Source organism: Micromonospora sp. NPDC050276 (assembly GCF_044459545.1).
Lineage (GTDB): Bacteria > Actinomycetota > Actinomycetes > Mycobacteriales > Micromonosporaceae > Micromonospora.
On sequence record NZ_JBITJA010000002.1, the window covers coordinates 366,408 to 382,133 of the forward strand.

Below are 15,726 nucleotides of genomic sequence, written 5' to 3' on the forward strand. Positions count from 1 at the left end.
TTAGCTTCCAATGGGCCGTTCGGGAGTCACCTTAACCTGATCGTCTCCCCGAAATCTAGCCGAAAGGCTGATGTACTTAAAGGGTATTAGATCGCGAAAGGGACAAACCATACGGAAGTCGGGGTGGCTGTGCGGAGCCTTACCCCGTTTTCCGGCCATGGGCGGCTGCCCGCTCGTCCTACCGGTTCGGCCGGTCGGTTCCCGCGCCACGTCGAGTGGTCAACACGAAATCCGACATCTCGCCAGGAGTGTCGACTATCCGTCGTTGTCCCGCTGGTGGGACCGGCCGTAGCGTCGCGTGTACACACCCGGTTCGGAGGCACCGTGCTCGATCCAGCCGCTCCCCAGCTCGTCGTGAACAGTCGCACCCTCTACTTCAGCTGGCTGCCGGCGGATCCCGACGCGGTCGCCGCACTGGTTCCGCCGGGGCTCTGCCCCCGCCCCGACCGGCAGGTCTTCCTCAACCAGTACATCGTCGACGACGAGACGCAGACCTCCGGCTTCGGCGCGTACTCGCTGACCTACCTCGGCGTCTCGCTACTCGGCGTCGACGCGCCCGGCGGCCTGAACCCGGGGGGCTGGTGGACCCACTACGTGGCATCCAGCCGGCGGGTTCGTGAGTACGCTGCCGCCCGCGGCGCCCCGGTGCTCGCCGGGCGCACCCAGATCGAGGTGAACGGCGAGAACCTGCTCTCCGAGACGGAGATCGACGGCACGCCGTTGATCCGGGCCCGGTGTCGGGTGGGGGAGACCGGGCACGTGATCAGCAGTGGGCACCACCGCTACTTCACCCGGCGCGACGGCCAGCTCCTCAGCTCGGCCTACCCGTTCGTGGCCGAGCCGGTCGCCCCGTTCGAGATCGAGTCGGTGGAGTTCCTCCAGCCCGACCACCCGTTGTACGCGCTGCGCCCGGCCAACCCGCTGACCATCGGTTTCGGCTACTACTCGCCGCGCTCCTCGTTCGCCTACCCCGGTGGGTTGAGCGTGCACGCGGTCGCCGCGCCGGAGCCGGCCCGGCCGGTTCACCAGGTGGCGGCCAGTCTCGCCCGCAGCGGCCGGCCGTCCGGGTCATAGACCAGCCGGTACACCGGCAGCGCCCAGGCGCGGGTGTACCACGGCAGCCGCTCGGGGCGGTGCGGGCGCAGCCGTCCGGGCGGCCGTTCGCCGACCTGGCCGTCGTCGTACCACTGCTGTAATGCGTCGGCGGCGGCCGTGACCGCCGCGACGGCGTCTGCCGGGTCGAGCAGGTCGCTGTCGTCCGCGCCATCCGGGTCCCGGTCCAGGTGCTCGCGCCACAGTCGCAGTCGCAGGTCCCGGGCGAACGTCCGAGCGCCGTCGCCCCGTCCAGCGGGGTCGGTGGGCTCCCGGTGGTCGCGGGTGTCGTCGAGCACCGCGCAGGACAACTCACTGTCGTGGGTCCAGGACCGGCGGTTGAAGTTGTCGCTGCCCACGCTGGCCCAGACGTCGTCGACCACACACACCTTCGCGTGCACGTAGACCGGGCCGCCGGCGTGGTTCTCCACGTCGAACACGTGCACCCGGTCCGGCGCGGCCCGCTCGCACAGCGACAGCGCCTGCTCGCGCCCGACCATGTTCGGCGGCAACGCCAGCTTGCCGTCCACATCCGGGTGCCGGGGGACGACGGCGATCAGGTGCAGGTCCGGATTGTCCCGCAGCGCCCGCGCGAACAGGTCCGCCACCTCCGCCGACCAGAGGTACTGGTCCTCCAGATAGATGAGCCGGCGGGCCCGGCGTACCGCCTTGGTGTAGCCCCGCGCCACGGTGCGCTCTCCGTCCGGCGCGAACGAGTAGCGCGGACGGACGGCGGGGTAGGTGCGCAGCACCTGGATCTGGTGCGGACCGCAGGGCGGGGGATCCGCTGGTTGCTCGGGCAGGGGATCGGGGCGCAGGTCCGAGCCGCGCAGCCGATCCCGTAGGTGGGCCAGCGGGTTCTCCGAATCCAGCGGCATCGGGTCGGTCCAGCGTTCCCGGAACAGGGTGTCCAGCGCGCCGACCGCCGGCCCGCGCACCGCGAGCTGCACGTCGTGCCAGGGCGGGTTGGGCCCGTAGCGTGGCGACATCTGCACCGGTTGCGGGTCGCCGTGGTGAGCGGCGTCGTCGCGGCGGCTGTGGCACAGGTCGATTCCGCCGGTGAAGGCGACGTCCCGCTCCGGCGCGTCCGGGTGCCGCAGCACCACGAGCTTCTGGTGATGCGAGCCGCCGCGCCGGACCCGCTGGTCCAGCAACACCTCGCCGCCGGCGGCGGAGACCGTCTCGCTGAGATCGCGGTTCTCGGCCTCGCTGTAGGCCAGGACGTCGAGGTGCGAGCGCCAGATCAGCCCCTTGACCACCACACCGCGTTGGGCGGCCTGCGCGAAGAGTTGTGCCACGGTCGGACCGTCCGGGCGCAGCCGTTGGTCCGGGTCACCCCGCCAGTCGGTGAAGAACAGATGGTCGCCGGGGCCCAACGCCTCGACCTCGTCGACCAGCCGGTCGAAGTACGCGGCACCGTGAATCAACGGTTCGGTGAGGTTTCCCGTGGTCCACACGGGTAACCCAGAGACCGGGTTGACGCGTTCCTCTGCGGTGAGAAACCAGTCCTGCAACGGCACCGTCCAGCCCCCCTGGAGGTCGGCAACGTCCTCACGGTAGGACCCCCGACCCGGGTCCGCACGCCAGGCGGACAGGCCGGTGACCTGGCCGACGCCATCGCAAGCGACGCGACAACAGCCGAGGAGGCCACACCATGCCCCGCAACACGACGAATCCCGTGACCGAGGACCGCGAGCCGGCGGTGGAGAGCGAACGGGGTGCGCTGGTAGCGGTGTTGGTGATGGTGATTCTGGGAGTCGCCGGGATCTTCGCGGTTTCCTGAGTCGGCATCCGGAGCCCCCGGGTGAACCGGAGGCTCCGGCGCTGATCTCAGTGCGCGACGGTGGTCAGGGCCGGGTGCCCTGGCCGCCGGTGTGCGGGAGCCGCTCGGTGGGGATCACGCCGAGGCGGCCGGCCTGGAAGTCCTCGAACGCCTGAAGCAGCTCGTCGCGGGTGTTCATCACGAACGGGCCGTACTGTGCCACCGGCTCCCGGATCGGCTGACCACCCATGATGTAGAGGTCCAGCGCCGGGGTGTTGCTGTCCTGCGTGGCGTCGGCGCTGAACCGCAGCGCGTCACCCGGGCCGTGCACCGCGAGCTGGCCGGTACGCACCGGCCGCCGACCGGTGCCGACCGTGCCGCGACCGCCCAGCACGTACACCAGGGCGTTGAAGTCGGGCCGCCAGGGCAGGTCGACCTGCGCGCCCGGCTGCACGGTGACGTGCGTGACGGTGATCGGGGTGAAGGTCGAACCCGGGCCGCGTTGCCCGGCGATCTCGCCGGCGATGACCCGGATCAGCGCGCCGCCGTCGGGCGTGGTGAGCAGCCCCGACTCCCGACCCCGGATGTCCTGGTAGCGGGGCGGGTTCATCTTGGCCGAGCGGGGCAGGTTGACCCAGAGCTGGGTGCCGTGGAAGAGCCCGCCACTCACCACCAGGTGCTCCGGCGGCGCCTCGATGTGCAGCAGGCCGCTGCCCGCCGTCATCCACTGCGTGTCGCCGTCGGTGATGGTGCCGCCACCGCCGTTGGAGTCCTGGTGGTCGAAGACTCCGTCGATGATGTACGTGACGGTCTCGAAGCCGCGGTGCGGGTGCCACGGGGTGCCCTTGGGCTCGCCCGGCGCGTAGTCGACCTCGCCCATCTGGTCGAGGTGGATGAACGGGTCCAGGTCGGTGGTCGACACCCCGGCGAAGGCACGACGGACCGGGAAGCCCTCACCCTCGAAGCCGCTGGGCGCGGTGGTCACCGTGCGGACCGGGCGGAACGCGGTGCTCTCGTCGAGTCGGGGCAGGCGGGGCAGGACGAGAACGTTGTCGACCGTGATCGCGGGCATCGAAGGCTCCTAACGTGTGGCGGGGGTGGTCGAGTTGACCCGCGATGCGCGCAGGCGCTCGCCGAGCCGATCGAAGATCCGGGTGAGGCAGGCGACCTCGGCGTCGTCGAGGTCGTCCATCAGGTGGGTGCGCACCGACGCCAGATGGTGGGGTGCGGCTTCCCGCAGGGCGAGCAGCCCGGCGGCGGTGAGCACGGCCTCGCTGCCGCGCCGGTCGTCCGGGCAGGGCTCCTTGCTGACCAGGCCACGGCGCTGCATGGAGGAGACCTGGTAGGTGAGGCGGCTGGGCGAGAAGATCAACCGGCTGGCCAGCTCGCCCATCCGCAGCCGCTGCCCCGGCGCCTCGGAGAGCAGGACCAGCACGTGGTAGTCGGCGAAGCTGAGGTCGCTGTCGACCCGCAGGTCCTCCTCCAGCTGCGTGTAGAGACGCTGGCTGGCCTCGATGTAGGCGCGCCAGGCGGCCTCTCGGGTGCTGTCCAGGCTCTCGGTCATGCCCACGACGATAGCACTCTTTCAAAATTTAACTAATGTGGTTTGACGTTGCCTGGGTCACTTCTTCGCGCTCCGGTGGCCGAATCGTGCAGGTTTGAAGAAGCTCTCCGCTAATCCGACGGCGCGCAGGCCGCGTGTTGTGCCAGACTCCGGCCTCGTGGAACACGTGGAACTCGCCGCCGCCGACCTGTTGCTGCGACCCTGGCGTGATGAGGACGCCCCGGCGGTGCGCGACGCCCTGCGCGATCCGGGGATCGCGCAGTGGAACCCGCAGGGCGACGGCCCGATCGACGACGAGGTCGCGCTGCTCTGGGTGCGCCGCCGGGCCGACTGGTCCGCCGGTGACCATGCCTCGATGGCGGTGACCGCGGCGGGCGACGGCCGCCTGCTCGGCTCGGTGTCGCTGCACCACATCCACCACGGCGACGCGTCCATCGGCTACTGGACGGTGCCCGCCGCGCGGGGGCGTCGGGTGGCGGTGCGCGCCGTCGTCCGGCTCACCGACTGGGCGTTCGCGGATCTCGGGCTGCACCGGGTGGAGTTGTGCCACGCGGTGGCCAACCCGGCGTCCTGCCGGGTGGCCGAGCACGCCGGCTACCCGGCCGAAGGGACCCTGCGCGAGTCGTACCGGTACGGCGACGGCCGCCGCTACGACGAGCACCTGCACGCCCGCCTGGCTACCGACCGCTAGCCGGGGTCGTGGCAGCCGTCACTGCGTGACCTTGCGGAGGAACGCCGTGAGCGTGCTCCTGGTGCGCTCGACCTTCTCCGCCGGGGTCAGCGTCTCGTGCATGCGCGGTCCGGCGTGCTTCTTGCCCCGCACGTAGAGGGAGCAGGCCAGGTCGGAGCAGACGTACAGACCGACCGAGTTGCCCTGCCGCCCACCGGACCCGGCCTTGCGGGCGGTCATCAGTGAGACGCCGTCGCCGGTGTGCGTGGTCAGGCAGAGCGAGCACATGCTGCGTCGGACGCGCCCGGTCTGCTGCGGTGCGACCCGTAGCGCCACCCCGATCAGCCCGTCGTCGGCCTCGGCCACCAGGTAGGCCCGCTGTGGCGCGGAGGGGTCGCGCCAGCCGAGGAAGTCGAGGTCGTCCCAGGGTCGGAAGTCGAGATCGGTCGGTACGGCCAACCGCTTCGCCTCGCCCTGCGTGGTGTTGACGAAGGACGCGCGGATGGCGGACTCGGTTGGGGCTAACATAGGTACCAGCCTAGTCTTCCTAGGCAAAAAGCTAGGGGAGTGTGTTGGATGGCACGTGCCGGGGTGACCATTGAGCGCCTGACGCTGGCCGCGGCCGAGCTGGCCGACGAGGTGGGCGTGCAGAACGTCACCGTCGCCGCGCTCGCCCGCCAGTTCGGGGTGAAGGACGCGAGCCTGTACTTCCACCTCAAGAACGCGCACGACCTGCGAGTCAGGATCGCCCTGTTGGCGCTGGCGGAGCTGGCCGACCGGGTCGCCGCCGCGCTGGCCGGGCGGGCTGGCAAGGACGCGCTGGTGGCCTTCGCCAACGCGTACCGCGACTACGCCCGAGCGCACCCGGGCCGCTACGCCGCCATGCAGATCGACCTCGACCCGGAGACCGCCGCCGCGAGCGCGGGCGTCCGGCACGCCGAGATGACCCGGGCGATCCTGCGCGGCTACCGGCTCGCCGAGCCCGACCAGACCGATGCGGTGCGGATGATGCACAGCACGTTCCACGGGTTCGTGAGCCTGGAGCGGACCGGCGGCTTCCGGCACACCCCGCGCCCCACCGACGAATCGTGGTCACGCACCCTGGACGCCCTCGACGCCGTCCTCACCAACTGGCCGTCGCGCTGAGCCGCCGCGCGTCACCGCATAGGCTCGGTGGCGTGGATGATCTGGAGCTGGCCGACTGGCGGGAGCGGGTGGCCCGGCTGTACCTGTCCGACGTCGACCTGACCGGCTTCCGCGCCGGCCGCGACGAACTCTTCGCCACCCACCCGCAGAGCCCGATCCCACCGGCGGAGCGGCCCGGCTTCGCCGGGGTGCGCTACTTCCCGGCCAACCCCGAGGCCGTGGTCGAGGCGCCGCTGCGCTCGGCCACCGGCGAGCTGCACATCGACACGGGTGGCCCGGACGGGGTGATCGCGTACCGGCGGGTCGCGGTGGCCGAGACGCCGTGGGGGCCGCTGACCCTGTGGTGGATCGAGGCGTACGGGGGCGGGCTGTTCGTGCCGCTGCGCGACGGTACCTGCGGGCGGGAGAGCTACGGGGGAGGTCGCTACCTCACCGACACGGTGAAGGGCACCTTTGGTCGGGGCGTCGAGCTGCTGCCCGGCGACCGGGTCCGGCTGGACGCCAACTACCTCTACAACCCGAGCTGCGCCTACGACGACCGCTGGGCCTGCCCGCTGGCACCTCCGGAAAACCGGGTCGACGTGCCCCTGCGGGCCGGCGAGCTGGCGTACCACGACTGAACGGCCGCCCGCCCCGAGTGCTGCCGGGGCGGGCGGCCGGTCGTCGCTCAGCGGGCGTTCGTGGCCGAGCTGGACATCTGCATCCGACCGAGCAGCTGTCGCGCCTGGTCGGCGAGCTGCGCGTCGACGGTCACCGCGTACTGGCCGGCGCGCAGTGAGCTGGCCGAGGTGAAGTCGCGCTGCCCGCCGGTCATCGCGTGGGCGACCGCGCCGAACACGGCACCCCAGATCGCACCGATGACCAGGCCGACCAGGATCACCGCCAGCCAGTTGCCGACGGTGAAGATGCCGAACAGCAGGCCGATGAAGAGCCCGAACCAGGCTCCGGTGCCGGCGCCGAGCAGGCCGGCTCGACCGGTGGTCATCCGCCCGAGCACCGTCTCCACCAGGGTGAGGTTGGTGCCGACGATGGCGCTGTGCTCCACCGGAAAGCGGTTGTCGGCCAGATAGTCGACGACCCGCTGCGCGGCCGGATAGTCCGGGTACGAGCCGATCGTCACGGTCGGCGGGCCCGTTTCCGGCCCGTGGCCGTCGCCGGCCGGTGTCGACAGGCGGCCAGCCGGCCCGGTTGGAAGCAGGTCGCCACCCTGTGTGCCGGACCGCCAGGCGGCGGTCGGCCCCGAAGCTGACGTCATGAGCATCCTCCCTCGTCAGCTCCCCGGGTTCCCGCCCAGGACGACCGGTAACGCGGAGACCGCCGTCGGGCAGCAGGGGAATGGGCCCGGACTGCCCGGGTAGCCAGTCGAGTGGAGAGCGGACAGATCAGCGACTACGGGTTCCTCGCCGACGGCCGCAGCGCGGCGCTGGTGGACGGCACGGGCTCGGTGAACTGGTGGTGCCCGGGCCGGTTCGACGCCCCGTCGGTGTTTGGTCGGCTGCTCGACGACGGGGCCGGGCACTGGTCGATCCGGCCGGAGGGCGACTACCGCGTCGAACGTGACTACCTTGACGACACCCTGGTGCTGCGAACGGTCTTCCACACCGCGCACGGCACGGTCGCGTTGACCGACGCGCTCGCCTTCGAGCCCGGCTCTCGAGGTCACGACATCGGCCTGCACTCGCCGCAGGTGCTGGTCCGGTCGGTGCAGGGGTTGTCCGGCGCGGTGCCGATGCGGCTGCACTACCGGCCGCGCTTCGAGTACGGCCGCACCGTCGCGTACCTGATCGAGCGGGAGGACATGCTGGAGGCCATCGCCGGGGCCGCCCGGCTCACCCTGCGCGGCAGTGTGCGGTTGACCGTCGGCGACGGTGAGGCCGTCGGGACGTTCACCACCCGTGCCGGCATGACCCATAACTTCGCCCTCGGGTACGCCCCGACCTACGACGCCCCACTGCCCGAGGTGCCGGACGCCGACCAGACCATCGCCGACACCGTGGCCGGCTGGCGCTCCTGGTCGGCCGAGCACGCGTACGACGGGCTCTACGCCGAGCAGGTGCGGCGCAGCCGGCTGGTGGTGCAGGGGATGACGTACCGGCCCAGCGGCGCGGTGGTGGCCTCGGTGACCACCTCACTGCCGGAGAAACTGGGCGGTGACCGCAACTACGACTACCGCTACGTCTGGGTCCGCGACTTCAGTCTGACACTGCGGGCGCTGTGGCGGACGGCCTGCCTGAGCGAGGTGCAGCGGCAGTTCGCCTGGCTGGGTCGGGCGATGGGTCGCATCGACGACAAGCCGGTGCCCATCATGTACGGGGTGCTGGGGGAGCGGGACCTCACCGAGCACCGCCTGGAACAGCTCGGCGGGTACCGCGACAGCCCGCCCGTGATGATCGGCAACGACGCGTGGCAGCAGCGGCAGACCGACATCTTCGGCGAGGCGATGGATGCCGCCTGGTTGATGCGCGACAAGCTGGAGCCGCTGGACCCGGAGGTGCACCACGTCCTGCGGGTGCTCGCCGACCAGGCCGCGCGGGGCTGGGCGCTACCCGACGCGGGCATGTGGGAGGAGCGCGGCGTACAGCACCACCATGTGTCTTCGAAGGTGCAGTGCTGGGTCGCGCTGGATCGGGCGGTCCGCTTCGGTGACGTGCTCGGCGAACCGCCGGACGTGGCCCGCTGGGCGGCCGCCCGCGACGCGGTGCGTGCGGAGGTGCTGGAGCGCGGCTGGAACGAGCGGCTCCAGTCGTACACCGGGAGTTTCGAGTCCGACGACCTGGACGCGTCGGTGTTGGTGATGCCGCTGGTCGGGTTCCTGCGGGCCGACGACCCGCGAATGCTCTCGACGATCCGCGCGGTGGAGCAGCGCCTCTCCCACGACGGCCTGCTGCGGCGCTGGGACGGCGACCCGGCGGGTTTTCTCATCTGCTCGTTCTGGCTGGTGTGCTGCCTGGCGCTGGCCGGCGAGCGGGACCGGGCGCACCGGCTGTTCCGAGGGCTGGCGGCACGGGTCAACGACCTCGGCCTGTTCGCCGAGCAGATCGACCCGCTGACCGGGGAACAGTTGGGCAACTTCCCGCAGGCGTTCTCGCACATCGGCCTGATCAACGCCGCTGGTGTGCTGACCGACGTCGACCGGGACCCGGCGCTGCGCGAGCGTGGAACGCCTCCGGCGTACTTCTCTCCGGTGCGCTCCTGAGCCGAAGCCCGGCCGTCCACCCACGTCCCCCCGGCGGACGGCCGGGACCCGGGGGACAATGCCGGCATGCGGCTGGTGCTCACGGCGGACACCCACGTACCGAAGCGGGCCCGGGACCTGCCCGGGCCCCTCTGGGCGGCCATCGAGGCGGCCGACGTGGTGGTGCACGCCGGCGACTGGGTGGACGAGGCGCTGCTCGACGCCATGACCGCGCGGTCACGCCGACTGATCGGGGTGTACGGCAACAACGACGGCCCGGCGCTGCGCGCCCGGCTGCCGGAGGTGGCCCGGGTCGAGCTCGACGGCCTGCGGGTCGCGGTGGTGCACGAAACCGGGCCGCGGACCGGGCGCGAGAAGCGGTGCGCGGCCCGTTTTCCCGATGTCGACCTGCTGGTCTTCGGTCACTCGCACATCCCGTGGGACACCGAGGCGGCCGGTGGGTTGCGCCTGCTCAACCCCGGCTCACCCACCGACCGCCGCTCCCAACCCCACGCCACCTACCAGACCGCTAAGATCCACGCCGGCCACCTGACCGAGGTACGTCTACACCAACTCCCCCGCCCCTGACCCCCCGCGATCTTGCACTTTCTGTTGCCGAAGTGCGCTGAATGTGCGGTATGTCGCGACAGAAAGTGCAAGATCGCGGGCGAGGGTGGCTGCGTTACCGGCCTCGGCCGGTCTGGGCCTGGAGTTCGTCGATCTGCTTGGACGCCTCGGCCTTGGAGAGGTCGTCGGGGACCTCCGCGTCGGCCTCGCGGGCGAGTGTGTTCAGGTAGGACTCCTGGGCCGCCGTCGGCGGCTCGTCGCCGGTGACCCACTCGTCCGGGTCCTTGATCCCGCCGCGCGGGTCGGCGTGCTGGTTGCTCGGGTTCGTCATCGTCATCATCCCTTCTTCGAACAGGTGTGCCAGTACCCCGATCATTGGTGCTTCATGCCCGCCGACCGCCGCCTACCATCACCGGATGAGCGTGCACCGGTCGAGTGTGGTGGTGGTCGGGGCGGGCATCGCCGGGGTGGCCTGCGCGGTCGAGTTGACCCGGGCCGGGGTGCCGGTGCAGGTCCGGGAGCGGGGGCACGTCTGCGGTGGCCGGATGGCCAGCAAACGCTTTCAGGGCCGGCCCGCCGACATCGGCGCCGCCTACTTCACCGCCACCGACCCGGACTTCGCCGCCCAGGTCGAGCAGTGGCGCGCCGCCGGGCTGGTCCGCGAGTGGACAGACACCTTCCAGGCGTACGACCGGAACGGGCGCCAGAACGTGCCCGGGCCGATGCGTTTCGCCGCCCCGCGTGGGTTGCGTTCACTGGTCGAACACCTGGCCGGCGGGGTGCCGGTGACCCTCGACCGGCTGGTGCTCACCGTGGAGCCCGGCCCGGTCGTGGACGGGCAGCCGTGCGCGGCGGTCGCGCTGGCCATGCCGGGCCCGCAGGCCGCGCTGCTGCTCGACCCGGCCCTGACCGACGCCACCCGGGTCGTGCAGGCGCAGCGCTGGTCGCCGTCCCTGGCCGCGGTGCTGCGGTTCCCGACCCGGCGCTGGCCGGACTTCCGGGGCGCGTTCGTCAATGAGCACCCCGTCCTCAACCTCGTCTGCGACGACGGCGACCGGCGCGGTGACGGTGCGCCGGTGCTGGTCGCGCACACCGTGCCCGAGTTCGCGGCCGGGCACCTGGCCCAACCCACCGGTGCCGGCCCCGCGATCGAGCAGGCCGTCCGGGACCTGCTCGGGCTGCCCGAGGAGGCCGCCGACGTGCACGTGCACCGCTGGACGTACGCGAAGCCCACCGGTGACCCCACCAGCACCACCCACCACCTGGACGACGACGGGATCGGCCTGGCCGGCGACGCGTTCGGCAAGCCCCGGGTGCAGAGCGCCTGGCTCTCCGGCCGGGACCTGGGCCGGGCGCTGGCCGCCCGGCTGGCCTGAGCTGCCCGCTCAGGCGTGCCCGGCCGCGACCGGCTGGGCGTCGGCATCCCGCTCGGCCGGGTCGGCGGTCCGCTCACCCTCTCGGTCCAGCAACTGCATCACCGGTGTCGCCGTGATGCCGTGCACCACGACGGAGACGAGCACCACCAGTCCGACGGTCGCCCAGAGCAGCTCCGCCTGCGGGAAGTCCGCCTTCGTGGTCGCGTACGCGAGGTAGTAGAACGAACCGACGCCACGAATGCCGAAGGCCGAGATGACCCAGTGCTCGGCCGGGCGTCCCGGGGCCCCGCGCAGCGACAACCAACCGATCAGCGGCCGGACCAGGAACACGAGTGCCAGCCCGACGGCAGCCGCCGGCCAGGTCAGCGGACCCAGCAGGCCGCCCACGATCGCGCCGCCGAGCAGCAGCAACAGGACCAGGGTGAGCAGCCGTTCGACCTGCTCGGCGAAGTCGTGCAGCACCGAGTGGAACTCGTGGGTCCGCTCGGCGGCCCGGATGGCCCGGGCGGCCACGAACACCGCCAGGAAGCCGTACCCGCCGACCACCTCCACCAGCCCGTACGCCAGGAACGTGGCCGCCAGCGCCAGGAAGCCCTCGGCGTGCCGGGCCAGTCGTAGCGTGCTGGGGGCGCGGAAGAACAGCTTGCCCAGCAGCCAGCCGATGAGCAGGCCACCGCCGACGCCGACGCCGATCTTCCAGAGCACGTCCACGGTGAACCACTCGGCCATCCAGTCCCTCGGCGCGAGGCTGGTCGAGGCGATGGCGATCGCGGCGTAGACGAACGGGAACGCCAGCCCGTCGTTGAGACCGGCCTCGGAGGTCAAGGCGAAGCGGACCTCGTCCTCGGAATCCTCCACGTCGGTCGGCTCGCCGACCTGCACGTCGGCGGCGAGCACCGGATCGGTGGGGGCCAGCGCGGCGCCCAACAACAGCGCGGCGGCCGGCACCAGCCCCGCCCACCACCAGCCGAGCAGGGCCACCGCCGCGATGCACAGGGGCATCGCGATCGCCAGCAGCCGCCAGGTGGACGACCAGCGTCGCCAACTCAACGGCCGGTCGATCTTGAGCCCGGCGCCCATCAGCGCGACGATCACCCCGATCTCGGTGAGGTGGGTGGTCAGCTCCGGATGGGCCAGCGGATCCGGTGACGGCAGCCCGACCGGCAGCAGGAATACCAGCATGCCGAGGGCGAGGAAGGCGATCGGCATGGACAGCGGGCGCTGCTCCAGCACCCGCGGCAGGATGCCCGCGAGCAGAGCGCCCAGGCCCACCAGCGCGAACGCCACATCTACCGGCTCCACGGCACCACCCTTCAGCCGCACCCGCGAGGTGCGGGGCAGGTGGTGACAGACCTTGCCCCGCACGGGCTCCGGCTATGCGCGTACGCGCCGGCGGACCGGAGTGAGCCTCACCGGGGCCGGGTGAGCGGCGAGTCCGCCAACTCATTCAGCAGCGCCGCCGGGTCGTCGTACACCGCCACGGCACCCGCGCCCGCGAGCTCGCCGCGGCTGGTGCCACCGCAGGTCAGACCCACGCACGGGATGTGCAACGCGCCGGCCGCGACGACGTCCCACACCGAGTCGCCGACGAAGACCACCCGCTCGGCGGCCAACCCGGACTGCTCCAGCGCGGCGACCAGGATGTCCGGTGCCGGCTTGCTCTGCTGGGCGTCCGCCGAGGAGGTGATCGTGTCGATCACGTCGTCGGCGGCCAGCGCCCGACGCAGCGCGCCCACCTCGGGTTCCGCGGCGGAGGTGGCGAGCACCACCCGCAACCCCCGCTCGGCGCAGGCGCGCAGCAGGTCGGCCGCCCGCGGCAGCGGCGTGAGCCGTTCCCAGTACTCGGCGTAGAGGGTGTCGTGCGCGTCGCGCAGCCTCGGGTCGGCGTCGCGGTCCCGCTCCGGGCCGAGGAGGTGGTCGAGGAGCTTGTCCGACCCCATCCCGATCGAGCGGTGCACCATCGCCATCGGCACCGGCTGATCGGTCTGCCGCAACGCCTCCCACCAGCTCACGGTGTGCAGGTAGGTGGTGTCGACCAGGGTGCCGTCGACGTCGAAGAGGACTCCGGTGGGACTGTCGGTAGGCATGGGCGTCCTCCTACCCCGTCCGGGGTGGTCTCACGGGCGTGGTGGCGTGAGGATCTCGAACCAGACCGTGGAGCCGCGGACCGACGGGTCGGTGCCCCAGGCGTCGCTGAGTTCCTCGATCAGGCCGAGGCCGCGGCCACGACTGCTCAACGTGTCGGTACGGGCCCGGGTCACGGTGCCCCGGGTGCCGGAGTCGGCGACCGAGACCAGCAGCCGTTCGGGGCTGAGGTCGATCTCCACCCGGGCGGCGGTGCCGGCGTGCAGCAACGCGTTGGTGGTCAGTTCGCTGGTGCAGAGCACCGCCGCTCCGATCACCGACTCGGGCACCTGCCACTCGGTGAGCTGACCGGTCATCCAGTGCCGGACCCGGCTGGGTGCGGTCGGCTCCGCGGGCACCTCCATGCTCGCCGACCGGCTCGGCTTGAGTGCGTGCTCCACCGCCAGCACGGCCACGTCGTCCTCCGTGCCGCCCGGCACCGCCGCGGTGGCCACCGCGCAGAGCGCGCGGGGGTCGCCGCTGCCGGCCTTGGCGACGGCGTCGCCCAGGGTGGCCAGCCCGGCGCTCAGGCTCTGCCGGCGGCGCTCCACCACTCCGTCGCTGAACAGCAGCAGGGTGTCACCGGGACGGAACGCCACGGTCGTGGTGCCCGGCCGGCCGCCCAGACCGAGCGGGGGGCCGGCCGGTACGTCGATGTACTCGGCGTGTGACCGACCCTCCGAATCGCCGCGACGGATCAGCGGCGCGGGATGACCGGCGCTGGCCAGGGTCAGTTCCCGCCGTTCCGCGTCGATCACCCCGAACGCCACGGTGACGAACAACTCGTGGGTGCCGGCCTCCGCGCCGAGGCTGGTCACCAGCCGGTCCAGGCCGGCCAGGACCGCGTCGGGCGCCGGGTCGACCAGGGCCAGGGCGCGCAGCGCGGCCCGGACCTGGCCCATCCGCGCGGCGGCCTGCACGTCGTGCCCGGCGACGTCGCCCAGCACCACGCCGAGCGAGCCGTTGGGCAGCAGGAACGCGTCGTAGAAGTCGCCACCGGCCGCGTTGCCGTCCACCCCGGGGTCGTAGCGGGCCGCGATCCGCAACCGGGGCAGATCCGGCAGGTGCTCCGGCAACATGCTGCGTTGCAACAGTTGGGCCGTGCCGTGCTGGGTCTCGAACCGGCGGGCTCGCTCCGCCGCCTGGCCGATCAGCTCGGCCGAGGCGGCCAGCAGCGCCCGCTCGGCGGGCGACCAGGTGTGTGGGGCCTGGTAGCCGACCGCCAACCCGCCGCGAACCACCGAGGTGCCCAGGGGCAGTGCCGCCATCGCGCGGATCTTCTGGTCGTGGCGGTCCACGGCGGTGTCCCGCAGTGGCTGCCCGTCGCGGGTGAACGACGGGCCGCCGGAGCGCGCCGCCTGCACCACGGGGGCCGACCAGTCCGCCGCCGCCCGGCGCCAGAGCGGGGGGAGCCGCTCGTCGGCCTCGTCCAGCAACTCGCCACGGACCCGGCGCACCATGCGCCAGCCGCCGCCGCCCTCGTCGACGGCGAACGACGCCTGGTCGGGGTCGAACGTGGTGATCGCGTAGCGCAGCGCCACCCGGGCCACGTCGTCGAGGGTGAGGGTGCCGGCGAGCGCTGCGGCCACCTCGCTGAGGCTCTGCAGCTGCTCAGTGACGTGGGTGGTCTCGGCCGCGACCGTCAACACACCGACGATCTGCCCGGCGCTGTCGCGCACCGGCGAGTAGGCCCGGGTGAAGACCGCCTGCTCCACCGTGGGGGAGTGCCCCCGGACCAGCGGCAGCGTGGACTCCTTCTCCAGGAACGGCACGCCCTGCCGGTAGCTGCGTTCGATCACCTCGCCGACACCGGGCAGCGCCCAGATCTCCGCGAACACCTCGGCGGCCGGGCGGCCGAGGGCGCTCGGGTGTTTGGCGCCCAGCAACTCGGCGTAGCCGGCGTTGTAGAGCAGGACGAGATCGTCGCCGTACGCGAGGGCCATCGGCATTGGCGAGGCGAGGATCAGCTCGATCACGACCCGGACCGCCACGTCCCAGTCGTCGGGTGGGCCCAGTGGGGTGCGGGCCCAGTCGTGGGCGAGTACGCCGGCGGCCGCGCCGGACCCGGTGGGTGCGCCCGGGCCCGGGGTTGCTGGCGTAGGGACTCGCCCGACCGTTCCTGGCATGTTCGCAGCCTAGTCGGCCGGCTGGAAAAGGCATCCGATCACTGCGGTGGGCCGTCGCCGCGTCCGTCGGGATGGCCGTTTGGGCAGTTCAGAGCCCCGGTCCGGAGGTCTGTCGCAAAAAACG

General features: G+C 72.1%; 17 protein-coding genes. 8 read left to right on the forward strand and 9 right to left on the reverse strand.

All coding sequences use genetic code 11. The features are described 5' to 3' along the window. Positions 1-324: 324 nt before the first annotated feature. Positions 325-1,074, forward strand: a complete 750-nt coding sequence (locus ACIBF8_RS04850; RefSeq protein WP_396781032.1) for a hypothetical protein — start codon at positions 325-327, stop codon at positions 1,072-1,074. Here the strand turns inward: ACIBF8_RS04850 and ACIBF8_RS04855 are convergent. Then, positions 1,023-2,612, reverse strand: coding sequence for a phospholipase D family protein (locus ACIBF8_RS04855; RefSeq protein WP_396781033.1), 1,590 nt, complete (start codon positions 2,610-2,612; stop codon positions 1,023-1,025). The genes ACIBF8_RS04850 and ACIBF8_RS04855 overlap by 52 nt on opposite strands. 134 nt (positions 2,613-2,746) lie before the next feature. On the opposite strand from ACIBF8_RS04855, the gene ACIBF8_RS04860 reads away from it, so the two are divergent. Further along, positions 2,747-2,875: a hypothetical protein gene (locus ACIBF8_RS04860; RefSeq protein WP_363615624.1), complete on the forward strand. Its 129-nt coding sequence runs from the start codon at positions 2,747-2,749 to the stop codon at positions 2,873-2,875. A gap of 64 nt (positions 2,876-2,939) precedes the next feature. On the opposite strand, the gene ACIBF8_RS04865 is transcribed toward ACIBF8_RS04860, so the two are convergent. Further along, the gene (locus ACIBF8_RS04865; RefSeq protein ID WP_396781034.1) at positions 2,940-3,926 is read right to left on the reverse strand and encodes a pirin family protein; all 987 of its coding nucleotides are present in this window, start codon (positions 3,924-3,926) and stop codon (positions 2,940-2,942) included. Between the two features lie 9 nt (positions 3,927-3,935). Continuing rightward, a complete protein-coding gene (locus tag ACIBF8_RS04870) occupies positions 3,936-4,418 on the reverse strand; it encodes a MarR family winged helix-turn-helix transcriptional regulator (protein ID WP_396781035.1) in 483 nt (160 codons plus the stop codon). A 157-nt stretch (positions 4,419-4,575) separates the two neighbouring features. Between ACIBF8_RS04870 and ACIBF8_RS04875 the strand changes: the two genes are divergently transcribed. After that, positions 4,576-5,109 carry a GNAT family N-acetyltransferase gene (locus tag ACIBF8_RS04875; RefSeq protein ID WP_396781036.1) on the forward strand — a complete coding sequence of 178 codons (534 nt, stop codon included), beginning with the start codon at positions 4,576-4,578 and terminating at the stop codon, positions 5,107-5,109. A gap of 18 nt (positions 5,110-5,127) precedes the next feature. Here ACIBF8_RS04875 and ACIBF8_RS04880 read toward each other — a convergent pair whose 3' ends face one another. Next, on the reverse strand, positions 5,128-5,616 hold the full coding sequence (locus tag ACIBF8_RS04880; protein WP_396781037.1) for an FBP domain-containing protein: 489 nt from the start codon (positions 5,614-5,616) through the stop codon (positions 5,128-5,130). 63 nt (positions 5,617-5,679) lie between these two features. Between ACIBF8_RS04880 and ACIBF8_RS04885 the strand changes: the two genes are divergently transcribed. Together ACIBF8_RS04885 and ACIBF8_RS04890 are read left to right on the forward strand one after the other, a co-directional pair. Continuing rightward, positions 5,680-6,234 (forward strand): TetR/AcrR family transcriptional regulator, encoded by a 555-nt coding sequence (locus ACIBF8_RS04885; RefSeq protein ID WP_396781038.1) that lies wholly within the window; start codon positions 5,680-5,682, stop codon positions 6,232-6,234. 32 nt (positions 6,235-6,266) lie between these two features. Beyond that, positions 6,267-6,854, forward strand: coding sequence for a DUF1684 domain-containing protein (locus ACIBF8_RS04890; protein ID WP_396781039.1), 588 nt, complete (start codon positions 6,267-6,269; stop codon positions 6,852-6,854). Positions 6,855-6,901: 47 nt separating this feature from the next. Here the strand turns inward: ACIBF8_RS04890 and ACIBF8_RS04895 are convergent, their stop codons facing one another. Beyond that, positions 6,902-7,489 (reverse strand): general stress protein, encoded by a 588-nt coding sequence (locus ACIBF8_RS04895; RefSeq protein ID WP_396781041.1) that lies wholly within the window; start codon positions 7,487-7,489, stop codon positions 6,902-6,904. Between the two features lie 111 nt (positions 7,490-7,600). Here ACIBF8_RS04895 and ACIBF8_RS04900 point away from each other — a divergent pair, with 111 nt between their 5' ends. Then, complete coding sequence (locus ACIBF8_RS04900) at positions 7,601-9,430, forward strand: glycoside hydrolase family 15 protein (protein ID WP_396781042.1); 1,830 nt, start codon at positions 7,601-7,603, stop codon at positions 9,428-9,430. A 66-nt stretch (positions 9,431-9,496) separates the two neighbouring features. Beyond that, positions 9,497-9,997, forward strand: a complete 501-nt coding sequence (locus ACIBF8_RS04905; RefSeq protein ID WP_396781043.1) for a metallophosphoesterase family protein — start codon at positions 9,497-9,499, stop codon at positions 9,995-9,997. A 94-nt stretch (positions 9,998-10,091) separates the two neighbouring features. Here ACIBF8_RS04905 and ACIBF8_RS04910 read toward each other — a convergent pair whose 3' ends face one another. Continuing rightward, complete coding sequence (locus ACIBF8_RS04910; protein ID WP_396781044.1) at positions 10,092-10,313, reverse strand: DUF3072 domain-containing protein; 222 nt, start codon at positions 10,311-10,313, stop codon at positions 10,092-10,094. A gap of 100 nt (positions 10,314-10,413) precedes the next feature. Here ACIBF8_RS04910 and ACIBF8_RS04915 point away from each other — a divergent pair, with 100 nt between their 5' ends. Further along, positions 10,414-11,352, forward strand: coding sequence for an NAD(P)/FAD-dependent oxidoreductase (locus ACIBF8_RS04915; RefSeq protein WP_396781252.1), 939 nt, complete (start codon positions 10,414-10,416; stop codon positions 11,350-11,352). Positions 11,353-11,361: 9 nt separating this feature from the next. On the opposite strand, the gene ACIBF8_RS04920 is transcribed toward ACIBF8_RS04915, so the two are convergent. The 3 genes from ACIBF8_RS04920 to ACIBF8_RS04930 all read right to left on the reverse strand — a co-directional run bounded on the left by ACIBF8_RS04920 (position 11,362) and on the right by ACIBF8_RS04930 (position 15,602). Next, complete coding sequence (locus tag ACIBF8_RS04920) at positions 11,362-12,654, reverse strand: cation:proton antiporter (RefSeq protein ID WP_396781045.1); 1,293 nt, start codon at positions 12,652-12,654, stop codon at positions 11,362-11,364. Between the two features lie 107 nt (positions 12,655-12,761). After that, positions 12,762-13,439 carry an HAD family hydrolase gene (locus ACIBF8_RS04925; RefSeq protein WP_396781046.1) on the reverse strand — a complete coding sequence of 226 codons (678 nt, stop codon included), beginning with the start codon at positions 13,437-13,439 and terminating at the stop codon, positions 12,762-12,764. Between the two features lie 30 nt (positions 13,440-13,469). Further along, entirely contained in the window at positions 13,470-15,602 is a 2,133-nt protein-coding gene (locus ACIBF8_RS04930; protein ID WP_396781047.1) for a SpoIIE family protein phosphatase, read from the reverse strand. Positions 15,603-15,726: the final 124 nt, after the last annotated feature.